The sequence below is a fragment of the Lentzea alba genome, from assembly GCF_011067745.1.
GTDB classification, from domain to species: Bacteria; Actinomycetota; Actinomycetes; order Mycobacteriales; family Pseudonocardiaceae; genus Lentzea; species Lentzea alba.
In genome coordinates this window covers 90180-110610 of the sequence record NZ_JAAMPJ010000013.1, presented here as the reverse complement: position 1 = coordinate 110610, position 20431 = coordinate 90180, and the positions used below count along the sequence as shown (strand labels likewise).

The 20431-nt window shown below is 69.8% G+C and carries 20 protein-coding genes; 8 read left to right on the top strand and 12 right to left on the bottom strand.

What is annotated here, in order from left to right:
• Window positions 1-40: 40 nt before the first annotated feature.
• The gene (locus tag G7043_RS37110; RefSeq protein WP_166053364.1) at window positions 41-460 is read right to left on the bottom strand and encodes an effector-associated domain 2-containing protein; all 420 of its coding nucleotides are present in this window, start codon (window positions 458-460) and stop codon (window positions 41-43) included.
• A 5-nt stretch (window positions 461-465) separates the two neighbouring features.
• Window positions 466-1329, bottom strand: coding sequence for a LysR family transcriptional regulator (locus G7043_RS37105; RefSeq protein ID WP_166053363.1), 864 nt, complete (start codon window positions 1327-1329; stop codon window positions 466-468).
• A gap of 74 nt (window positions 1330-1403) precedes the next feature.
• Here G7043_RS37105 and G7043_RS37100 point away from each other — a divergent pair, with 74 nt between their 5' ends.
• Together G7043_RS37100 and G7043_RS37095 are read left to right on the top strand one after the other, a co-directional pair.
• Window positions 1404-2021 (top strand): dihydrofolate reductase family protein, encoded by a 618-nt coding sequence (locus G7043_RS37100; RefSeq protein ID WP_166053362.1) that lies wholly within the window; start codon window positions 1404-1406, stop codon window positions 2019-2021.
• 84 nt (window positions 2022-2105) lie between these two features.
• A complete protein-coding gene (locus G7043_RS37095) occupies window positions 2106-5084 on the top strand; it encodes a TIM-barrel domain-containing protein (RefSeq protein WP_166053361.1) in 2979 nt (992 codons plus the stop codon).
• Here the strand turns inward: G7043_RS37095 and G7043_RS37090 are convergent.
• On the bottom strand, window positions 5062-5763 hold the full coding sequence (locus G7043_RS37090) for a FadR/GntR family transcriptional regulator (protein WP_166053360.1): 702 nt from the start codon (window positions 5761-5763) through the stop codon (window positions 5062-5064). The genes G7043_RS37095 and G7043_RS37090 overlap by 23 nt on opposite strands.
• Before the next feature lie 135 nt (window positions 5764-5898).
• Between G7043_RS37090 and G7043_RS37085 the strand changes: the two genes are divergently transcribed.
• Genes G7043_RS37085 through G7043_RS37075 form a run of 3 tightly spaced genes read left to right on the top strand, consistent with a single transcriptional unit; the run spans window position 5899 to window position 9901 of the window.
• Window positions 5899-7179: an SLC13 family permease gene (locus G7043_RS37085; RefSeq protein ID WP_166053359.1), complete on the top strand. Its 1281-nt coding sequence runs from the start codon at window positions 5899-5901 to the stop codon at window positions 7177-7179.
• Window positions 7180-7182: 3 nt separating this feature from the next.
• Window positions 7183-8586 carry an acyl-CoA synthetase gene (locus G7043_RS37080; protein WP_166053358.1) on the top strand — a complete coding sequence of 468 codons (1404 nt, stop codon included), beginning with the start codon at window positions 7183-7185 and terminating at the stop codon, window positions 8584-8586.
• Window positions 8570-9901, top strand: coding sequence for a carboxyl transferase domain-containing protein (locus tag G7043_RS37075; RefSeq protein WP_166053357.1), 1332 nt, complete (start codon window positions 8570-8572; stop codon window positions 9899-9901). Before G7043_RS37080 ends, G7043_RS37075 begins: the two co-directional genes overlap by 17 nt.
• Here G7043_RS37075 and G7043_RS37070 read toward each other — a convergent pair.
• Genes G7043_RS37070 through G7043_RS37045 form a run of 6 tightly spaced genes read right to left on the bottom strand, consistent with a single transcriptional unit; the run spans window position 9883 to window position 13635 of the window.
• Entirely contained in the window at window positions 9883-10047 is a 165-nt protein-coding gene (locus tag G7043_RS37070; RefSeq protein ID WP_166053356.1) for a hypothetical protein, read from the bottom strand. The genes G7043_RS37075 and G7043_RS37070 overlap by 19 nt on opposite strands.
• Window positions 10048-10062: 15 nt before the next feature.
• Complete coding sequence (locus tag G7043_RS37065; RefSeq protein ID WP_166053355.1) at window positions 10063-10365, bottom strand: hypothetical protein; 303 nt, start codon at window positions 10363-10365, stop codon at window positions 10063-10065.
• Window positions 10362-11537, bottom strand: coding sequence for a cation:proton antiporter (locus tag G7043_RS37060; protein ID WP_166053354.1), 1176 nt, complete (start codon window positions 11535-11537; stop codon window positions 10362-10364). The genes G7043_RS37065 and G7043_RS37060 overlap by 4 nt, the downstream gene beginning before the upstream one ends.
• A 5-nt stretch (window positions 11538-11542) precedes the next feature.
• Window positions 11543-12016, bottom strand: a complete 474-nt coding sequence (locus G7043_RS37055; RefSeq protein ID WP_166053353.1) for a cation:proton antiporter regulatory subunit — start codon at window positions 12014-12016, stop codon at window positions 11543-11545.
• Between the two features lie 9 nt (window positions 12017-12025).
• Window positions 12026-12673, bottom strand: coding sequence for a response regulator (locus tag G7043_RS37050; protein ID WP_166053352.1), 648 nt, complete (start codon window positions 12671-12673; stop codon window positions 12026-12028).
• Window positions 12670-13635 carry a HAMP domain-containing sensor histidine kinase gene (locus tag G7043_RS37045; protein ID WP_313888256.1) on the bottom strand — a complete coding sequence of 322 codons (966 nt, stop codon included), beginning with the start codon at window positions 13633-13635 and terminating at the stop codon, window positions 12670-12672. Before G7043_RS37045 ends, G7043_RS37050 begins: the two co-directional genes overlap by 4 nt.
• A gap of 164 nt (window positions 13636-13799) precedes the next feature.
• Here G7043_RS37045 and G7043_RS37040 point away from each other — a divergent pair, with 164 nt between their 5' ends.
• Window positions 13800-13937 carry a hypothetical protein gene (locus G7043_RS37040; protein ID WP_166053351.1) on the top strand — a complete coding sequence of 46 codons (138 nt, stop codon included), beginning with the start codon at window positions 13800-13802 and terminating at the stop codon, window positions 13935-13937.
• Here G7043_RS37040 and G7043_RS37035 read toward each other — a convergent pair.
• Window positions 13915-14568, bottom strand: a complete 654-nt coding sequence (locus tag G7043_RS37035) for a winged helix-turn-helix transcriptional regulator (RefSeq protein WP_166053350.1) — start codon at window positions 14566-14568, stop codon at window positions 13915-13917. The genes G7043_RS37040 and G7043_RS37035 overlap by 23 nt on opposite strands.
• Window positions 14569-14688: 120 nt before the next feature.
• Here G7043_RS37035 and G7043_RS37030 point away from each other — a divergent pair, with 120 nt between their 5' ends.
• Window positions 14689-15903, top strand: coding sequence for an MFS transporter (locus G7043_RS37030; protein ID WP_166053349.1), 1215 nt, complete (start codon window positions 14689-14691; stop codon window positions 15901-15903).
• Window positions 15904-16205: 302 nt separating this feature from the next.
• Here G7043_RS37030 and G7043_RS37025 read toward each other — a convergent pair whose 3' ends face one another.
• A complete protein-coding gene (locus G7043_RS37025; protein ID WP_166053348.1) occupies window positions 16206-17678 on the bottom strand; it encodes an amidase in 1473 nt (490 codons plus the stop codon).
• A gap of 3 nt (window positions 17679-17681) precedes the next feature.
• Entirely contained in the window at window positions 17682-18617 is a 936-nt protein-coding gene (locus G7043_RS37020; protein WP_166053347.1) for a patatin-like phospholipase family protein, read from the bottom strand.
• 215 nt (window positions 18618-18832) lie between these two features.
• Between G7043_RS37020 and abc-f the strand changes: the two genes are divergently transcribed.
• Complete coding sequence (gene abc-f / locus G7043_RS37015; protein ID WP_166053346.1) at window positions 18833-20431, top strand: ribosomal protection-like ABC-F family protein; 1599 nt, start codon at window positions 18833-18835, stop codon at window positions 20429-20431.

Genomic DNA, 20431 nt, shown 5'->3' with positions numbered 1-20431 from the left:
CGAGGTCGGTGTCACTGCAACGCTTCAAGAACGCCGTACGTTACCTAGATTCGGGACGTTCCTCCGTCAGTCGCCGGACCGCGTCAACCGAATGGCGGAGCGGAATCGAATCGCCTTCCAATTCCCGCAGAACGCGGAGGAGGTCGTCGAGACCGCCTTCGAAGTTCCGGCAGGTGGCCACCAGTTCGAACACGTGCAGGCGGGCGCGCTGGTGATGCGGCACGGCATCGGCGATCTCCTGGCGCATCCGGGACAACACCGTGCGACGGCTCGGCTCGTCGCGGATCGACGGAACCGACAGCAGGGCGTCGACCAGATCCGTCACCAGGTCGCCGGTCGTCGGCAGCGGCGGCGGCGGCGAGTGGAGGTGGACGTCGCCGTGGATGGCGCCCGCCTGCACCAGGTGACCGTGCACCTCACCGGACATCGCGTTGGTGGACTGAGCCGGTTCGTCCGTCATGTGCATCAGGCTGGCACAGTCGCCTCGGTGAGCGCGGCCATCACCGCCGCGACACCCGGCGGGTCGGGCGGTTCGCCGTAGGTCGCGATGTGGATCTCACGCCGGAACCCGGTGTCGGTGACGTGAACGTCAGGCCTGCGGTGCGCCTGCAACGCGAAGCCCGGCAGGAGCGCGACGCCCACTCCCGCGGCGACAAGTGCTTGCACCACAACGATCTCGTCGCTGTGCGAGACGACGCGGGGCGTGAAACCGGCGCGCCGGCACACCGCGTCCAGTTCCTCCTGGCACCGGGCGCACCCGCCGATCCACGCCGAGTCGCGGTGGTTCGCGAGGCTGTCGCCGGGTTGCCGGCTGACCAGGTTGATCGAGTCGTCACCGATGTGGACGAACCGGAAGCCGTCCTCCGCGGGGTCGCCGGCGTGCCGGAAGACCAGGGCGACGTCGATCTCACCGTGCCGCAACATCTCCAGCGACTCGGCCGGGTGCTCCTCGAACAGGCTCAGTTCGAGCCCGGGGTGCTTCGCGGACAGCGCGACGGCCGCTCGGGGCACGATCGTGCTCAGCGTGGACGCGTTGGCCGCCAACCGGACCCGGCCCGCCTGCAGGCCCACCTGGGCGGCGAGCTCGGTGGTCGCGGCGTCGACCCTGCCGACGATCTCGGCGGCGCGGTTGGCGAGCAGCAGACCTTCTGGTGTCAGGCGGATGCCGCGGCCGACGCGTTGCACGAGCTTGACGCCCGTGGCGGCTTCCAGTCTCGCCAGGTGATGGCTCACCGACGGCTGCGAGTAGTGCAGCTGCTTCGCCGCCTCGGTCACCGAGCCGTGCCGGGCGACCGCCGCCAGGACCTTCAGGTGCACGAGGTTGAGCACACATCAAGGTTATCAATGTGTTCGGGCCGATGTTGGCATTGGACGTCATACGGCGGCCGTTCCATGCTGGTCGCATGACCAAGGTGACCTGCGATCTCTCGATCTCGCTCGACGGCTACGCGGCCGGGCTGGACCAGACCGAGGACCGGCCGTTCGGTGACGACGGCGGTGACGGCTGGGGCAGCGAGCTCCACGCGTGGATGGAGGACCCCGCGGAGTTCCGGCGCCAGATGGACACGCTCTCCCGGACCAAGGCGTTCATCATGGGGCGCAACATGTTCGGACCGGTGCGCGGTGACTGGGACCGGCCGTGGAACGGGTGGTGGGGCGACAACCCGCCGTACCACGGGCCCGTCTTCGTGCTGACCCACCACCCGCGCGATCCGCAGCCGATGGAGGGCGGCACGACGTTCCACTTCGTCACCGACGGCATCCAGGCCGCGTTCGAACGGGCGCGGGAAGCGGCCGGTGACGGCAACATCTCCATCCACGGCGGGGCTTCCACCATCAACCAGTACCTCGCGGCGGGGCTGATCGACGAGCTGCGGCTGCGGATCGTGCCGATCACGCTCGGCGCCGGCACACGGCTGTTCGACGGCGTTCCCGGGCTGAAGCTGGAACAGGTCGAGTCGCGTGCGGGCAACGCTTTCACGCACGTGACCTATCGCGTGGTGCGCCGAACGGCGTCTTGATCGCTCCACATCGCCGGGCCAAGGTGAGAGGTGTTCACGTCCCTGAACACCTCGGAAGCCGACGGCGTCAGACGAGGAGCACGGATGCGGAAACGCACGACGATCATCCCACTTTTGGCTCTGTTCGGCCTGGTTCTGCCCGCCCCCGCGACCGCTCAACCGAGCAACACGGTCGTGTCCGGGCAGGCCAGGTTCCAGATCCTCTCCCCCACCCTCGTGCGAAGTGAGTTCGCCGGGGACCGAGTCTTCGAGAACGCGTCCACTTACAACGTTGTAAATCGCCACGGCTTTGCTCGCACGCCCTACCGCTCCAGAGTCGAGAACGGCTGGCTGGTCATCACCACCTCGGCGCTGACCTTGCGCTACCGCGTCGGATCAGGGCCGTTCCGGGCGGACAACCTCGAACTCCGGACGGCCGGCACGACCGCGTCCCCGTGGCGGCGGGTGGTCTGTGCGACCGGGCAGCTGTGCGAGGCCGAAGATCAGCACCGGGAGGCCCTGCTCGTCGCGGCCGACCATCCCGGGTACACCGGTGCGGGATTCGTCGCCGGGTTCTCCTACCCCAACAACGGGATCACGGCGACGGTGCGCGCGACCAGTGCGGGCAGGCACCGGGTTGTCGTGAAGTACGCGAACGGGCGCGGCGGCGACGGCAAGCACGAGAACCGCACCCTCGGGCTCAGCGTCGACGGGCAGGCGCCGAGGCAGCTCACGTTGCCCGCCACCGCGGACTGGAACGACTGGAAGCAGGTCGAGGCCGAGGTTGACCTGTCCGCCGGTGAGCACCGCGTCTCGCTGACCCGGCGCGCCGCCGATTCGGGCAATGTCAACGTTGACAGCCTCACCCTGCTCACGTCTGGCCAGCCGTATCCCGCTGACCGGGCCGTCGACGACTGCCGGTTCGGCACCAGCTGCGAGGCCGAGAACGGCGCACTCACCGGTCCGGGCAAGATCGCCGACGAGCACGCCGGGTTCGCCGGGACCGGGTTCGTCGCCGAACTGGTGGGCGGCACGCGGTTGCGCCAGCCCGTGAGCGGGGTTCCGGCGGCAGGCACCTATCCGGTGGTACTGCGCTATGCCAACGGGGTCGGCGGTGACGGCAAGCACGAGCCGCGGACCGTCCTGATCAACGGACAGCCGATCACGGTGCCGGTGACGGCGAACTGGGCGACGTGGGCCACCACGACCGCGCAGCTCTCGTTGCCCGCGGGCACTTCCTCGCTGGACGTCACGTGTCCGGCCACCGGCTGCCACGTCAACCTCGACACGATCGGGATCAACAACCCGGTGCAGCACCTGCCACTCGGCGGCTACCGGCGCTCGTTGGACGGCTACACCGGCAACAGCGGCGATCCCCGGCTCACTCCCGGGCTGATGTACCGCGACGGCTGGTACCTGCTGGACGACACGGGTTCCGCCTACGCCAACGGCACACCGCGGCCGGATCGTGGTGCGCAGCCGTACCAGGACGGCTACGTGTTCGGCTACGGCCAGGACCACAAGGCCGCGCTCGGTGACCTCGCCACGCTGACCGGCGGGCCGAAGTTGTTGCCGCGCTGGGCTTACGGCGTCTGGTACTCGGAGTACATCGACCGGACGGCCGCCGACTACCGCGACCGGATCCTGCCCGCGTTCCGGCAGCACGGTGTGCCGCTGGACGTTCTGGTGGTCGACACCGACTTCAAGGCGCACAACACGTGGAACGGCTGGCGGATGGACCAGTCGAAGTTCCCCGACCCGCAGGGGTTCCTGGACTGGGTGCACCGCGAGGGCATGCACAGCACGCTGAACATCCACCCGAGCATCCAGGGCACCGACCCGGACTTCGCGCAGGCGCAGGCGACCGCGAAGGGCAAGCTGGCCAAGGGATCCTGCGCCGACTGCTACGTGTTCGACTGGGCAGACCCGGACCAGCTGCGCGCGTACGTGGAGCTGCACCAGAAGATGCCCACCGACTTCTGGTGGCTCGACTGGTGTTGCGACGGCTCGGGTTCGTCGCTGCGCGGGGTCACGCCGGACACGTGGATCAACGCGCAGTACGCGAAGATGGGCGCGTTCGCGTTCTCACGCGGGTTCGGCTCGCTGCAGGCCGGTGGTTACAGCGGTTCCGGGCCGCTGCCGACTGGGCCGTGGGCGGAGAAGCGCACCACGCTGCACTTCACCGGCGACACCTCGTCGACGTGGGGCGCGATGAAGGGGACCATCGGGTACACCTCGGCGGAGGGCGTGGCGACCGGGATGTCCGCGATCAGCCACGACATCGGCGGTCACAACGACACCACCGGTATTCGCGGATCGGAGACCTACCTCGACAACGGACAGGTCCGCTACACCACCAAACTGCCGGACGACCTGTACGCGCGCTGGGTGCAGCTCGGTGCGTTCCAGCCGATCACGCGCCTGCACAGCAACCACGGCGACCGGTTGCCGTGGCAGTACGGGCCGGCCGCGCAGGCCTCGGCGACGAAGTTCCTGAACCTGCGTGAACGTCTGGTGCCGTACATCTACACGTTGGCGGAGCAGGCGAACCGCACCGGTGTGCCAGTGGTGCGGCCGGCGTACCTGGAGTACCCGTCCAGCCCGGAGGCGTACTCCACTGTGGACAGTCAGTTCCTGCTCGGGCCGGACGTGCTGGTCGCGCCGATCACCACGCCCGGTGACGTCGGGTCGACGCGGGTGTGGTTCCCGCCCGGTCAGTGGACCGACTACTTCACCGGGCAGGTCTACCAGGGCAACACCTGGGCGACCGTCAGCGCGGGGCTGGACACCATGCCGGTGTTCCTGCGGGCGGGCGGGATGGTGGTCGAGCGTTCCGAGAACGTCGACAACGACGTCCAGAACCCCGCTGGGCCGTTGACCGTGCACGTGACCGCTGGTGCGAAGGGTGAGTTCACGCTGTACGAAGACGGCCGGCGCACCCGAATCGTCCAACGCGGCGACATCGCTCTCGTGCGGTCTTCCAGCGCACGGGACTGGACGTTCGTCGTGCACAAGGCGGACGGGTCCAGCCACGTCGTGCGGGCGAACGGGCGGGCGGTGATCAGTCTTCGGGCACCCAGGTGAGCAGGCGCACCTTCGCGACGGTGCGGACGTGCTTGCGCATGGCGGCGGCGGCCTTCTTCGGGTCGCCCGCCGCGATGGCCTCGCAGATCGCCGTGTGCTGCGCCAGCGAACGGGACGGGCGGCCCGGCTGGCGCAGTGACTCGGTACGGCTCTCGGTGATCTGGCCGGCGATGGTCTTCATGAAGTCGGCGAGCAGTGAGCTGTGCGCGGCGGCGGTGACAGCGGCGTGGAAGCGACGGTCGCCTTCCACGCCGTTGGCGCCCTCGGCGATCTCGTCGCGCATGAAGTCCAGAGCCTGCCGGATGTCCTCGAGCTCGGCGTCGGTGCGGCGTTCGGCGGCGAGCTCGGCGAGCTTGGTCTCGAGTGCCTCGCGGGCCTCCAGCACCTCGGGGAGGCGCTTGCGGCGTTCGACGAGCTGCTCGACCGGTTCGACGTCGAGGGTGTCGCGGACGAGGTAGGTGCCGCCGCCGTGCCGGGCCTCGACTAGGCCCTGGACCTCCAGGACGACGATCGCCTGCTTCACCGACGCGCGGCTCACGCCGAGGCTCGCGGCCAGGTCGCGTTCGGCGGGCAGCTTGTCGCCCGCCTTCAGACCGGCTTCGGTCACGTACGCGCGCAAGCGTTCGAGCACCTGCTCGTACAGGCGGGACTTCACCATCGGCCGCAGTGCCTCGGACATCTGCCCAGGATAACCGGTCAAGTGGCTCAGCCACTAGGCCACCTATTGACAGCTGGTGGACAGAGGGCGGAAAGTGGCTCAGCCACTTGGCCACTGTGTCAGCCTCTAGGACAGCCCCAACGACGGGAGCCCCTGATGTCCGCCGAACTGATCTCGATACTCGTGCTGGTCGTGGTGTTCGTGATCGCCACGACCAGGTCGATCAACATGGGTGCGCTCGCGTTCGCCGCGGCCTTCGGGGTCGGCACGCTGGTCGCGGACATGAAGACCGACGACATCTTCAAAGGCTTCCCCGGCTCGTTGTTCGTCGTGCTGGTCGGCGTGACGTTCCTGTTCGCCATCGCGCGCGCCAACGGCACCACGGACTGGTTGGTGCACATGGCGATCCGGCTGGTGGGCGGGCGGATCGCGTTGATGCCGTGGGTGATGTTCGCGATCACCGGTGTGCTGACGGCGATCGGTGCGGTGAGCCCGGCCGCGGTCGCCATCGTGGCGCCGATCGCGATGGGGTTCGCCGCCAAGTACAGGATCAGCCCGCTGCTGATGGGCGTGATGGTCGTGCACGGCGCGCAGGCGGGCGGGTTCTCCCCCATCAGCATCTACGGCACGATCGTCAACGGCATCGTGGCCAAGGAAGGCTTGCCGGGCAACGAGATCGTGCTGTTCCTGGCCAGTCTGGTGGTGAACCTGCTGATCGCCGCCGTGGTGTTCGTGGTGCTGGGCGGGATGAAGCTGGCACAGCAGCCGGTCCAGGTCCTGGTGCACTCGGGCGGCGGTGGCGACGCAGCCGAGGAAGAAGCCGCATCGGAACGGGTCACGCTGACGGCGCCGCGCATCGCCACGCTGGTCGGTCTGGTCGCGTTGGTGGTGGCCGCGCTGGTGTTCGACCTCGACGTCGGCCTCGCCGCGATCACCGTGGCGGTGCTGCTGAGCGTGGTGTGGCCGGAGACGAGCAAGCAGGCGATCACCCAGATCACCTGGCCGACCGTGCTGCTGATCTGCGGCATCCTCACCTACGTCGCCGTGCTGCAGACGATGGGCACGATCAAGTGGGCGGGCGACTCGGTCGCGGGCGTCGGCGCGCCGCTGCTCGCCGCGCTGCTGATCTGCTACATCGGCGCGATCGTGTCCGCGTTCGCCTCGTCGGTCGGCATCATGGGCGCGCTCATCCCGCTCGCCGTGCCGTTCCTGTTGCGCGGTGACGTCAGCGCGGTCGGGCTGATCGCGGCCCTCGCGGTGTCGGCGACCGTGGTCGACGTGAGTCCGTTCTCCACCAACGGCGCGCTGGTGCTGGCCGGTGCGCAGGACGTCGACCGCGACAAGTTCTTCAAGCAGCTCATGGTCTACGGCGGGATCATGGTCGCGGCAGCGCCGCCGCTGGTCTGGCTCGCCCTCGTCGTCCCCGGAATCTGGTGACTCATGTTCGCTCTGTCCTCCGACCGCGTCGCACTCCGCTTCGGCGACCGCGTGCTGACCCACGCCGAGCTCGGCTCCTGTGCGGGAGCCCTGGCGGGGCAACTGTCCGGGCTGCCCAGGGTCGCGATCTGGGCGACACCGACCATCGAGACGTGCGTCGCCGTGGTCGCCGCGCTGCTGGCCGGGGTGCCCGCCGTCCCGCTCAACCCCAAGGTCGGCGAACGCGAACTCGCGCACATCGTGGCGGACAGCGCGCCGGCTCAGGTGCTCGCGGCTCCCGGTGCTTCTCTGCCCACGGGTCTGGACTCGGTGCCCCGACGGGATGTCACGCTCGACGGTGGCACGTTCGAACCGTTCGTCGGGCCTGACGACGAGGCTCCCGCGCTGATCGTCTACACCTCGGGCACCACCGGTTCGCCCAAGGGAGTCGTGCTGCCGCGCCGGGCCCTGGTGTCCACTTTGGACGCGGTGGCGGAGGCCTGGCAGTGGACCTCCGACGACGTGCTGGTGCACGCGTTGCCGTTGTTCCACGTCCACGGGCTGATCCTCGGCGTGCTCGGCCCGTTGCGACGCGGCGGAACCCTGTGGCACCTGGGCAAGTTCTCGACCACTGAACTCGCGCGTGCCCTGGACGGTGACGCCACGATGATGTTCGGCGTGCCGACGATGTACCACCGCATCGCGGAGGAGGTCGGCTCGAACACCGGTCTCAGCGCGGCTCTGGGCAAGGCTCGGCTGCTCGTGTCGGGTTCGGCGGCGTTGCCCGTGCGCGACCACGAACGGATCGCCGCGGCCACCGGGCAGCGCGTGGTCGAGCGGTACGGCATGACCGAGACCCTGATGAACACCAGCGTGCGCGCGGACGCCGAACGCCGGCCCGGCGCGGTCGGTGTGCCGTTGCCCGGCGTCGAGGTACGACTGGTCGACGACCACGGCGGCGTGCTGGACGAACCCGGTGCGGTCGGCGAGATCCAGGTGCGCGGCCCGAACCTGTTCACCGAGTACCTGAACCGCCCCGACGCCACCGCGGAGGCGTTCGCGGACGGCTGGTTCCGCACCGGCGACGTCGGCACCCGCGACCCGGACGGCTACTACCGCATCGTCGGGCGCAAGGCGACGGACATCATCAAGAGCGGCGGCTACAAGATCGGCGCCGGCGAGATCGAGAACGCCCTGCTGGAGCACCCGGCCGTGGCCGAGGTCGCGGTGACCGGCGAGCCTGACGACGACCTGGGCGAACGGATCATCGCCTGGGTGGTGCCGGCGCGTGAGGTGCCCGCTCAGGAACTGGTCGACCACGTCGCCCGGCTGCTCACCCCGCACAAGCGGCCTCGGGTGGTGCGGTTCGTGGAGTCGCTGCCGCGCAACGACATGGGCAAGGTGATGAAACGTGCCCTCGGGACGTGAGCCGGCCCGCGCGGTGATCGAGCTGGTGGCGTCGGGGTTCGTGGAGCTACCGGACGATCTCGGGCCGTCCGATCCTCTCGGGTGGCCCGGATACGACCTCGCCGTGGCACAAGCGACCGAACGCACCGGCGAGCGCGAGTCGGTCGTCTGCGGCGTCGCGGACATCGGCGGCGTCACGGCGGTGGTCGTGGCGTTCGAGTTCGGTTTCCTGGGCGGTTCCCTGGGAACCCGCACCGGCGCCCGCATCGAGCAGGCGTTCACCCATGCCCGCGAGCGGCGCGTGCCGGTGGTGTCCCTGATCGCGACCGGCGGCAGCCGCATGCAGGAGGGCACCCTCGCTCTCCTGCAGCTGCAACGCATCGCGGGACAGATCGCGCTGACCCGCGAGGCCGGCCTGCCTCACGTCGCGGTGCTGCGCGACCCCACGACCGGCGGCGGCTGGGCCACGCTCGGCGCGGGCGCGGACGTCGTGCTGGGGCTCAGTGGCGCCCAGGTCGGGTTCGCCGGGTCACGGGTGCGGCCGCCCGGTTACTCGGTCACGCACCAGTTCGCGGCCGGCCTGGTCGACCAGCTGGTGCCACCGGACGAGTTGCGCGACCGGTTGGAACGGTGGCTGAAGCTGCTGACCACACCGGCGGCTGAAGCGCCCGTGCCGAAAGCGATGGGCGCGTCGACACTGCCGGAGACCGGTTGGGACGCGGTGTTGCGCGCCCGTGCGCCGAGCCGTCCGCGCGCGAGGGACTACCTCGCCGCCTGCTTCGACTGGCACGAACCGATCAACGGGGACCGCGCGGGCGGCGTCGATCCCGGGGTGTTGTGCGGGTTCGGGCACCGTGACGGCGTGACGATCGCCTATGCCGCACAGTGCGGCACGGCCACGCGACCCGCCGGGTTCCGCACGGCGGCGCGCCTCGTGACCCTCGCGGACCGGCTCGGCATTCCGGTGCTGACGCTGGTGGACACACCGGGCGCGGCCAACGACGCGACCGCCGAGAAGGCGGGTGCCGGGGCGGCCATCGCGGACATGTTCACCGCGATCGCCGCCGCACGGGTGCCGATCACGACCCTGCTGATCGGGGAGGGCGGGTCCGGTGGCGCACTGGCGTTCGCCGCGCCGGATCGGATGTGGGTGACGCCGGACAGCTACTTCGCGGTGATCTCGCCCGAGCTGGCGGCGGCGATCCTGAAGCGTGAGCAGGCGCGGACGAAGGAGACGGCGGACCAGCTGCGGTTGCGGCCGCAGGACCTGGTCGAGCTCGGCATCGCACGAGGCATCGCCGAGCTCGACCAGGCCGGTCAGGCGACGGCGATGTAGGCGAAGGCCAGCAACGAGCTCGGCACGCAGATGGTGACGAGTCCGACCACGCCGTAGAACGGTTCCTTCTTCAGCACCATCGCGCCGATCGCACCGACACCGGTGATGACGGACGCGGCCAGCAACACCATTACGACAATCGACATTCTCAAGTCCTCAGGTCAGGGGTACACGGAGTCGGGAGCCCGCCACGAAGGCGGCGCCCGGCTCGACCACTGAGCTGAAGAAGTCGCGTCGGCGTGAACAGCACCGCGCACCCAGGAGGCCGTCTGAACCTGTGGCGGGCGCGGACCTCCGCAAGCGGAAAGCAGTGCCCAACAGGCGTCCGGCGACGCGGTCGAGGCCACGTGCACGACGGAGACCGGTGCGTTGAGCCCCGATCCCTGCTGGTCGGCCGCGTCGTGCCGGGTGCTCGTGCCGACGAACGCCAGCAGCAGGGCCAGCAGCAGCGCCGGCCACCTCACCGCGCCGCTGCCCGCCTGCGCAGGAAGAACTCGCCGACCGGTTCGACGTACCGCGCGGCGATCGGGCCGATGATCGCCATCAGCAACACGTACGCCGTCGCCAAGGCGGCCAGTTGCTGGCTCACATGACCGGACGCGACCGCGAGCCCGGCGATCACGATGGAGAACTCGCCCCGCGCGACCAGCGCGGCGCCGGTACGAGCGCGGCCCATCGGCCCGATGCCCTGCCGGCGCGCGGCCCACCAGCCGGTCGCCACCTTCGTCAGCGTCGTGACCAGGGCCAGCATCACCGCCATCAACAGCACCGGCGGGATCGTGCGCGGGTCGGTGTTGAGGCCGAAGACCACGAAGAACATCGCCGCGAACAGGTCGCGCAACGGCTCCAGCAGCCGGGTGGCGTTCTCGGCGGTGGAACCGGAGATCGCGATGCCCAGCAGGAACGCGCCGACGGCGGCGGACACCTGCAGCTCCGAGGCGATGCCGGCGACGAGCAGCGCGGAACCCAGCAACTTCAGCAGGAACACCTCGTGGTCGGGACTGTCCACCACAGCCGAGATGACCCGTCCGTACTTCAACGCCACCACCAGGACCACGGTGATCGCGAGCAACGAGATGCCGACGGACGTGAGCCCGCCGAGGAAGCTGACACCCGCGAGCACCGCCGTCAGCACCGGCAGGTACACGGCCATCGCTAGGTCTTCGAACACCAGCACCGAGAGGATCACCGGCGTCTCGCGGTTGCCCAGCCGTCCCAGGTCGCCGAGAACCTTCGCGATGATCCCGGACGACGAGATGTAGGTGACGCCGGCCATCGCCAAAGCGCCGACCGGACCCCAGCCGAGCAACAACGCGACGATCGCGCCAGGGGCGGCGTTGAGCACGATGTCGAGCACGCCGGCCATCCACGACTTCTTCAACCCCGTGGTGAGCTCGGACGCCGAGTATTCGAGGCCCAGCAACAACAGCAGCAGCACCACGCCGATCTCGCTGGCGAGGTGGGCGAACTCCTCGATGCCGTGCAGCGGGATGAGCCCGCCGGAGCCGAACGCGAGGCCGCCGACGAGGTAGAGCGGGATGGGCGAGATGCCGAATCTCCAGGCGAGGCGGCCGAGCAGGCCCAGTCCGAAGAAGACCGCACCCAGTTGGATCAGCGCGATCGTGGTGTCGTGCACGTGCCTCAGCCGCCCGTCAGGATGTCCGCGGCGGCATCGAGTCCGTCCGCGGTGCCGACGACGACCGCGAGGTCGCCATTCTCGAACACGAAGTCGGGACCAGGCGACGGATGCGCGTTGCCCGCACGCACGACCGCGACGATGGACGCGCCGGTGCGGGTGCGCAGCGCGGTGTCGCCGAGCGTGCGGCTCGCGAACGCGGTGACCGGCAGCTGGCGGGTCGTGATCCCGGTGATGTCGCGGTGCTGCCTGGCGAGTTGCGTCACCAGCTGCGGGGCGCCGAGCAGCCCGGCCAGCGTCCCGGCTTCCTCCGGGCCGAGCGGGATCGACGCGGCCGTGGCGTCCGGGTCGTCCTGTTTGGACAGGATGAGCTCGAACTTCCCGTCGCGGTAGGAGATCACGCCGATCCGGCGGCCGGAGCGGATGGAGAAGTCCTGCCTGACCCCTATGCCGGGCAGGGGCGTCACTTCGACGTTCACGCGAGGTTCCTAGGGTTCGATGAGCCCGGCGCGGATCGCGTACCGGGTGAGTTCGAGGCGGTCCTTGAGCCCGAGTTTCTGCAGCAGGTTGGCTCGGTGCCGCTCGACGGTCTTGACGCTGATCACGAGCAGGTCCGCGATCTCCTTGGAGGAGTGGCCCTCCGCGACCAGCTTGAGGATCTCCTCCTCGCGGTCGGTGATCGCGCGGGACGGAATGCCGGCGCCCGCCCGCGCCCGGCTCAGGTAGTCGCGGATCAGCGAGTTCACCGCGCCGGGGTAGAGGAACGGCTCGCCGCGCATCGCCGCCCGGCACGCCTCGACGAGATCGCGGTCGGCGACGGACTTGAGCACGTACCCCGAAGCGCCGGACTTCAACGCCTCGAAGAAGTACTGCTCGTTGTCGTACATCGTGAGGATCAGGATCCGCAGGTCGGGCAGCAGCCGCGACAGCTCGCGCGCGGCCTGCAACCCGGTCAGCCGCGGCATCGCGATGTCGAGGATGGCCAGGTCGGGTTGTTCGCTCCTGGCGAGGTTGATCGCCTCGGTACCGTCGCCGGCCTCCGCGACGACGGTGAGGTCCGGCTCGTTGTCGAGGATCAGCCGCACGCCACGGCGAACCAGCGCGTGGTCGTCGGCCAGCAGGATCCGCACGGTCATGCGCTCACGACCAACCGGACCTCGGTGCCGCCACCCGGAGCCGGGCCGACCTTCAGCTCGGCGCCGACCAGCAGCGCGCGCTCCCGCATGCCCCTGATCCCCGCGCCCTCGGCGTTGTCCCCGAGCCCCCGGCCGTTGTCACGAAGTCGCAGCTCCACTCCGGACGGCCGAGCCCGCAGGCTGAGGTGGACGCGGTCCGCGGCCGCGTGCCGGACGGTGTTGGTGAGACCTTCCTGGGCGACGCGGTAGACGACCAGTTCGGTCTCGGCGTCGAGCGACGGCAGGTGCTTGTCGAACGACTGCTGAACCGTCAGGCCGGCCGAGATCTCGGTCGTCAAAGCTTTGAGAGCGCTGACCAGTCCCAGTTCCTCGAGCACACCCGGCCGCAACCGGCGCGCGATCCGGCGGATCTCGTCCAACGTGCTGCGCGTGGTCTCCTGCGCCTGCACCAGTTCCTCACGCATCGGCCCGGACGACTGGTCCGCGACCCGCTTGAGCCCCAGCAGCACCGCCGTCAACGACTGCCCGACCTCGTCGTGCAGTTCCTGCGCCACCCGCCGCCGTTCGGCCTCCTGCGCCGACAGGGCCCGCGCCGCGCTGTAGCCGCGCTCGGCCTCCAGGCGGTCGATCATGCTGTTGAACGTGGTGATCAGCTCGGCGATCTCCCCGTGCCCCTTCGCGGTCAGCCGCGGCCCCGGCTTGAGCAGGTCGATGGTCGTCATCGCGCGGGTGAGCCGCCCCAGCGGCGCGAGCCCCACGCGGATCAGCACGGCGTTCGCGATCAGCATCACGACCAGCCCGGCCGCGAGCACCAGTACCTCCCCCAGCAGCGCCGGGGTCGACACGGTCACCGGACCGAACACCAGCAGGGCGGCCGCTGCCACCAGCACCAGGGCGTTGAGCAGGAAGATCCGCCCGAACAACGACACGCGCGCCGCCTCTCCGTGATCACTTCCCGCCACGCCTGCGAGGCTGACGGGCGAGGGCGCCACGTGTCCATCCGTGGCAACACCCATGTTCGGCCGGCCGGGCGGGGCGCGCTGGTCAGGGGTTGAGGGGTGGCAACACTCACGTTGAGTGGGACGACGGATCGTCAGGCGTGCGTCACTGACGGATCGTTGGACGCATGGAACGCCAATGGCCAATCCACGTCATCGCGCTGGCACTGGCGATCACCGGCCTGCTCACGCCGCACGCCCTGCTGGTCGCCGCGGGTCTGCTGCTGTCCGGCTCGATCGCGCTCAGGCAGCCCGTGGAACGGTGAACACCCGCAGGAAGGTGTCGAGCAGCTGCTTGCGGCCGCTCAGGTCCACCAGCCCGTCCCGGACCGCGCTCATGATCCCGCGGTAGGACGCCAGCTCGTCGTCGGCGAAGCGGGCGGTGATGGTCAGGTCGGGCTTGACCGGCGCGGCACCGAGCCCGGTCGTCAGCTCGCCGTCGGTGATCACGGCGTGCATCACGACGTCGCGGACGTGGATCTCCCAGGACGCCGACAACGCGGCCGCCTGGTCCGGCTGGAACCTGGCCCGCAGGCTCAGCACCAGCCCTTCCGGCGAGATGACGTCGCCCGGTTGCGGCTCCCCGAGCTGGGTCGAGCCCCAGCGGGCGAGGGCGAGCAGGGCCGGTTCCAGACCGCGGCCGGCCGCGGTCAACGCGTAGACGACACCGCGCTGCGGCGCCGGGGCCACCTGACGCTCCACGATGCCGGCCTGTTCGAGTTCCTTGAGCCTGGTGGCCAGCACGTTCGTCGGGATCCCGGCCAGACCGGTCTGCAGCTCCGTGTAGCGACGCGGCCGCACGACGAGGTTGCGCACGATCAGCAACGCCCACCGCTCGCCCACGAGCTCCAGCGCTCGGGCGAGACCGCAGTACTGACCGAAGTCACGTCGCTTCACGCACTCAGCGTAGCAAGCTTGCAGATGCGTAGCCAGCATCGTAACCAGAAGCACGCTTGCAAAAATGAAGTGAGCATGTTTACCGTCGTTGCCCTCACCCCCGAACGTGAAGGAAGTGCGATGACCGCGCTGCTCGAACGCACGAACACGGCCGTGCGGCGGCCGTTCCTGTCACGCGGTGTCGGCTTCGCGGGCATCTCGACGGCGATGGTCGCGATCCTGGTGGCGGCCGGAGCGCCGACCCCGTTGCTGCCGATCTACCAGCACCAGTGGGGATTCCCGCCATGGGTGCTTACGCTCGCGTTCGGCGTCTACGCGTTCTCGCTGCTGGTCTCGATCGTCGTGATCGGATCGCTGTCCGACCACATCGGACGGAAGCCGATGATCATCGGCGCGCTCGCGCTCGATCTGGTGGCGATGCTGATGTTCCTGGCTGCGCCCTCGATCGGCTGGGTCATCGCCGCGCGGGTCGTGCAGGGCGTCGCCACGGGCGCGGCGTCGAGTTCGCTCAGCGCGGCCGTCGTCGAGCTCGCGCCGGAGCGGTTCAAGAAGCTCGGTGCCCAGATGACCAGCATGGCGCCGCTCGCGGGGCTGGCGATCGGCGCGCTCTTCGCGGGTGTGCTGGCCGAGTTCGCCACCGACGCGCCCTTCGCGGTCTGGCTCGTGCTCGCCGTGCTGATCGCGGCGCTGACGGTGTTCGCGCTGTTCACGCCGGAGACCGCGACGCGCAAGCCGGGCGCGCTGGCCTCGTTGAACCCACGGATCTCACTGCCGGTGCGGGTGCGCGGGCTGTACTGGACGGCCGTGCCGGGCATCGTCGGCGGGTTCATGACGATGACGCTGTTCATGGGACTGGTGCCGGCCCTGCTGGTGGCGGTGTTCGAGGTGCGCAGCCCGATCCTCGGTTCGCTGCTCGCGGCGGTCGCGCTCGGCACCGCCACCGCCGGTTCGGCGCTCACCAGCCAGGTGCGCCCGCCACGCCTGCGGAGCACCGGGACGAGCGCGATGATCGTCGGCGCGGTCCTGTTCGTCGGCAGCATCGGCGCCACGTCGCTGACGCTGCTCTGGGCCGCCGCGATCATCGGCGGGGGCGGGATCGGCCTCTCGTTCGCCGGCACCACCCGAGGGCTCGTGCCGGAGGTCGCGCCGCACGAACGCGCGGGGCTGTTCACCGCGATCTTCTTCGTCGGCTACCTCGCCATGGGCAGTTCGGCCATCATCGCGGGGCTGTTCGTCGGTGTCGTCGGCGCGGCGGCCGCGGCGGCCGGTTTCGGTGTCGTGACCGCGATCGTGACGCTGGTCGGGGTGGTCGCCGCCCGGCTCGACCGGAGCTGATCCGGTCGGCGCGGAGCGGCTGCGGTTCCTCTGAACAGGCCGCCAGAAGTTGTGTCCGTTACTCGCCCGGCGAACCTGCGCCGGGTCCTGATGGCGTCTGCAAGTACCACCAACCCAACATCAACAGGCACTCTTCTACTACCAACATGCCTGTTCTGGACGCAGGGCACGGCGACGCTTCGACGGGTCACGGACGGGTTGGGTGTAGTCCACGGCGATTCGATCAAGAGTTGGTGGTGCTTGCAGACGCCACTTGGCACCAACGAGACCCTAGGTTTCGGACAAGAGTTCTGGCCAGGTGCTCAGTTCATGACCGGTTCCCGGTCGGCCCACGGCAGTGCCTCTTCCAGCTGGGCGGCCAGCCGGATCAGCAACGACTCCCCGGCGAGCGGCGCCACGAACTGGACGCCGAGCGGCAGTCCGTCCGCGGTCCAGTGCAGCGGCACCGAGATCGCGGGCCGGCCGGTGATGTTCGCGAGTTGCGTGTAGGGCACCCAGCCGAGGTTGTCGGAGATCATGTCGTCGACGAGTTTGGTGTGCCGCAGGAACTTCGCCGTGCCGGTCCTGAGCAGCACGTCGGTCGCGCGCTGCAGCGACACCGGCAGGTCGAACGCGCCGACCTTGGGCGGCGGGGTCGCGAGCGACGGCGTGAGCAGCAGGTCGTACGACTCGAAGTACGTGCTCAGCCGGCGGGTGTGCTCGTGCCTGCGCTGCACCGCGTCCACGTAGTCGACGCTGCTCGTGGCCCGGCCCAGTGCGGCCATGAGCAGCGTGTCCCGTTCGAACGCGACGTCCGGCGCGCCGGTCAGCCGCTTGGCGTCGGCGACCTTCCACGCGAGGTTCACGAACCAGGTGAGCAGGAAGTCCTTGGCCAGCGCGGCGTCGTCGAACGGCGCTTCGGGCAGTTCCTCGACCTCGTGACCCAGCTCGGTCAGCACCCGTACCGCGGACTCCACCGCCGCGTACGCCTCGGCGTGCGGCTTCGGGTTGATCGCCGACGGCACCCGGACACCGATCCGCAGCTTGCCCGGCGCCTCGCCGACGCACGACGCGAACGACGCCGACGGCATGCCCGGCGTGTACGGCCCCGACGGCTCGCCGCCGCAGATGACGTCGAGCATCGCGGCCGTGTCGCGCACGGTCCGGGACACCACGCCCTGCACCGCCGCGCCGTGCATCATCTCGGCGGTCTCCGGGCCGAACGGGGTGAGCCCTCGCCCCGGCTTGAGCCCGACGAGTCCGCAGCACGCTGCCGGAATCCGGGTCGAGCCGCCACCGTCGTTCGCCCCGGCACAAGGCACGATCCCGGCCGCGACCGCCGCGGCCGACCCGCCAGAGGAACCACCGGGAGTCCGTTCCAGATCCCACGGGTTGCGCGCGGGACCCCACACGGTCGACTCGCTGATCGCCTTCGCGCCGAACTCCGGCAGGTTCGTCTTGCCGAAGATCACCAGGCCCGCGTCGATCCAGCGCTGGACGACGGTCGAGTGCTCGGCGACCCGGTACGACCGCAGCGACCGCGACCCGTTGGAGGTCGGCAGTCCCGCGTAGTCCTGGCCGAGGTCCTTGATCAGGAACGGCACCCCGGCGAACGGTCCGGTGAGGTCGTCCGACCCTTCGGCGGGGACGTCGCGGACGATCGCGTTGAGCCGCGGGTTCACCGCCTCGGCGCGTTCCCTCGCCGCTGCCAGGAGTTCAGCCGCGGACACCTGCTTGTCCGCCACGAGTCGCGCCAGCCCGGTGGCGTCGTACTTCCGGTACTCGTCGAAGTCCACGCGCTACGGTAACGCGCCGACTGCCGCCCCGAGCTCGTTCTTCCCCGCCCGGATGCCGGTGTCGACGACGCTGCGCAGCACGTCCGGGCGCCGTTCGGTACGACCGACCTGCAGGCTCCCCAGCGGCGGGCGGATCTGCAGGCACGCCGGATGGGCCGCCAGCAGTTCCTCCTCCTCGATCCTGCCTTCCTTGCGGCGCAACCACGCCTCCACGACACCCGGTGCGTGCCGGGCCAGCCAGCGCGACAGCACCATCCGTTCACTGCGCGACGGCGACATGGGGATCTCGTCGGTCCGCACCGTGCGCAGGACGACGAGATGCGTGGCCTTCTGGGCCAGCGCCGACCGAACCGGGACCATCTCGCTCATCCCGGCGTCGACGTACGGGCGGCCGTCGATCAGCACCGGTGGTCCGGTGAGGAACGGCATCGCGGTGGACGCCCGCAGCGCGGCCTGCAGGCTCGGCACGTCGTGGATCAGCCCGTGCAGGTCGGCGGAGTCGCCGGTGAGGGCGTCGGTGGCGATCGGGTGGAACTCGACCGGGCTGTCCAGGATGTCCTGGAAGCCCATCGGCACGACCTGGGTGTAGATGGTGTGGATGAGGTGCCGGGTGTCCACGACGGGTTGCCGGCGGAACGCGCGCATCGGGTTGATGGTGGTGCGCATGACGGCCGGGTCCCACCACGCGTGCTTGCTGCTGTCCGCGCGGCCGCACAACAGCCAGGCCGCGTTCAGCGACCCGGCCGAGCTGCCGTAGACCGCGTCGAACATCGGCAGCAGCCCGAGTCGTTCGATCGCGACGGTCATGCCGCTCGAGTAGGCACCGCGCGAGCTTCCGCCTTCGATCAGCAGCACCAGACGTGCGTCGTCGGTGCGCTGGCCCGGCTTGCTGTCGTGCTGCTTGCGGTCACGCAGCAACTGGAGAACGGCTTCGGTCACCGACCCAGGTTATGTCGGCGCCCTCGCGGCGGAGCAGCTGCTAACGTGGACACCGGAGAGATCATCGAACGAGGAGCTCGACGTGCTGGTGGGTGAAGACGACATCTCAGGGTGAGCCCTGGATGTGACAGGCCATCGAACCCGGTGGCCGTTTCGTCGTCCCCATTTCCACTCGCGCGGTCTCATCGCGCGCAGCACATCCCGAGGTCTCACCCATGTCCATCGTTCTGTCGAACCTGTCCTTCGCGTGGCCGGACAACACCCTCGTCTTCGACGGTCTGTCCGCCACGGTCCCGGACGGCCGCACCGGTCTCGTCGCCCCCAACGGCGCCGGGAAGTCGACGCTGCTCAAGCTCGTCGCGGGAGAACTGCGACCCGCCGCCGGCAGCGTGTCCGCCGACGGCGTGCTCGGTTATCTCCCGCAGGACCTGCCGCTGACCGCCGAACTGACGGTGGCCGAGGTGCTCGGGGTGGCTGCGGTGCTGAGCGCCATCAGGGCCGTCGAGTCCGGTGACGTCGGCGAGGAGCACTTCACCACCATCGGCAACGACTGGGACGTCGAGGAACGCACCCGCGCCCAGCTCGACCGGCTCGGTCTCGGCGAGCTCGCGCTCGACCGGCGGCTCGGCACGCTCAGCGGCGGTCAGATCGTCTCGCTCGGGCTCGCGGCGCAGTTGCTGAAGCAGCCGGACGTGTTGCTGCTCGACGAGCCCACCAACAACCTCGACCTGGAAGCCCGCCACCGGCTTTATGCCGTGCTCGACGACTGGCGCGGCTGTCTGCTCGTGGTGAGCCACGACCGGGCGTTGCTCGATCGGATGGACCGCGTCGCGGAGCTCGACGGCGGCGAGATCCGGTTCTACGGCGGCAACTTCACCGAGTACGAGGAGGCCGTGGAGGCCGAGCGCGAGGTGGCGGAGAAGAACATCCGCAGCGCCGAGCAGGAGGTCAAGCGCGAGAAGCGGGAGATGCAGCAGGCCCGCGAACGGGCCGCGCGCCGTGCGTCGAACGCGCAGCGCAACCTGTCCAGCGCCGGTCTGCCGAAGATCTTCGCGGGCACCATGAAACGCAACGCGGAGGTGTCCGCCGCCAAGGCCGACGGCACGCACGCGGCCCGGCTCAGTGCCGCGAAGACCCGGCTCGACCAGGCCGAACGCGCGTTGAAGGACGACCAGAAGATCAGCCTCGAACTGCCGCAGACCGCCGTGCCCGCCGGCCGCACCCTGTTCGACGGCTCAGGGGTGCGGGTGCGGGATCTGTTCAGCGGGCTGGATCTGTCGATCCGCGGTCCGGAACGGATCGCGCTGGCCGCTCCGAACGGCGCCGGCAAGTCGACGCTGCTGCGCGTCATCCACGGCTCGTTGACGCCCGACAGCGGTGAGGTGAAACGCGCCGACGGACGGGTCGCGTACCTGTCGCAACGGCTGGACCTGCTCGACGACGCCCGCACGGTGGCGGAGAACCTGGCTGCGTCCGCCCCGGCGCTGCCTCCCGCGGACCGGATGAACCTGTTGGCGCGCTTCCTCTTCCGCGGCGCGCGGGCCCATCTGCCGGTCGGCGTGCTGTCCGGTGGCGAGCGTTTGCGGGCCACGCTGGCGTGCATCCTGTTCGCCGAACCCGCGCCGCAGCTGCTGTTGCTCGACGAACCCACGAACAACCTCGACCTGGTCAGCGCTGCGCAGTTGGAGAGCGCGCTGAACGCGTACCGGGGCGCGTTCGTCGTCGTCAGCCACGACGAACGGTTCCTCAGCGAGGTGAAGATCGACCGCTGGCTGCGACTGGACGGCGGCAAGCTGGTGGAGTCCGCGCGGTAA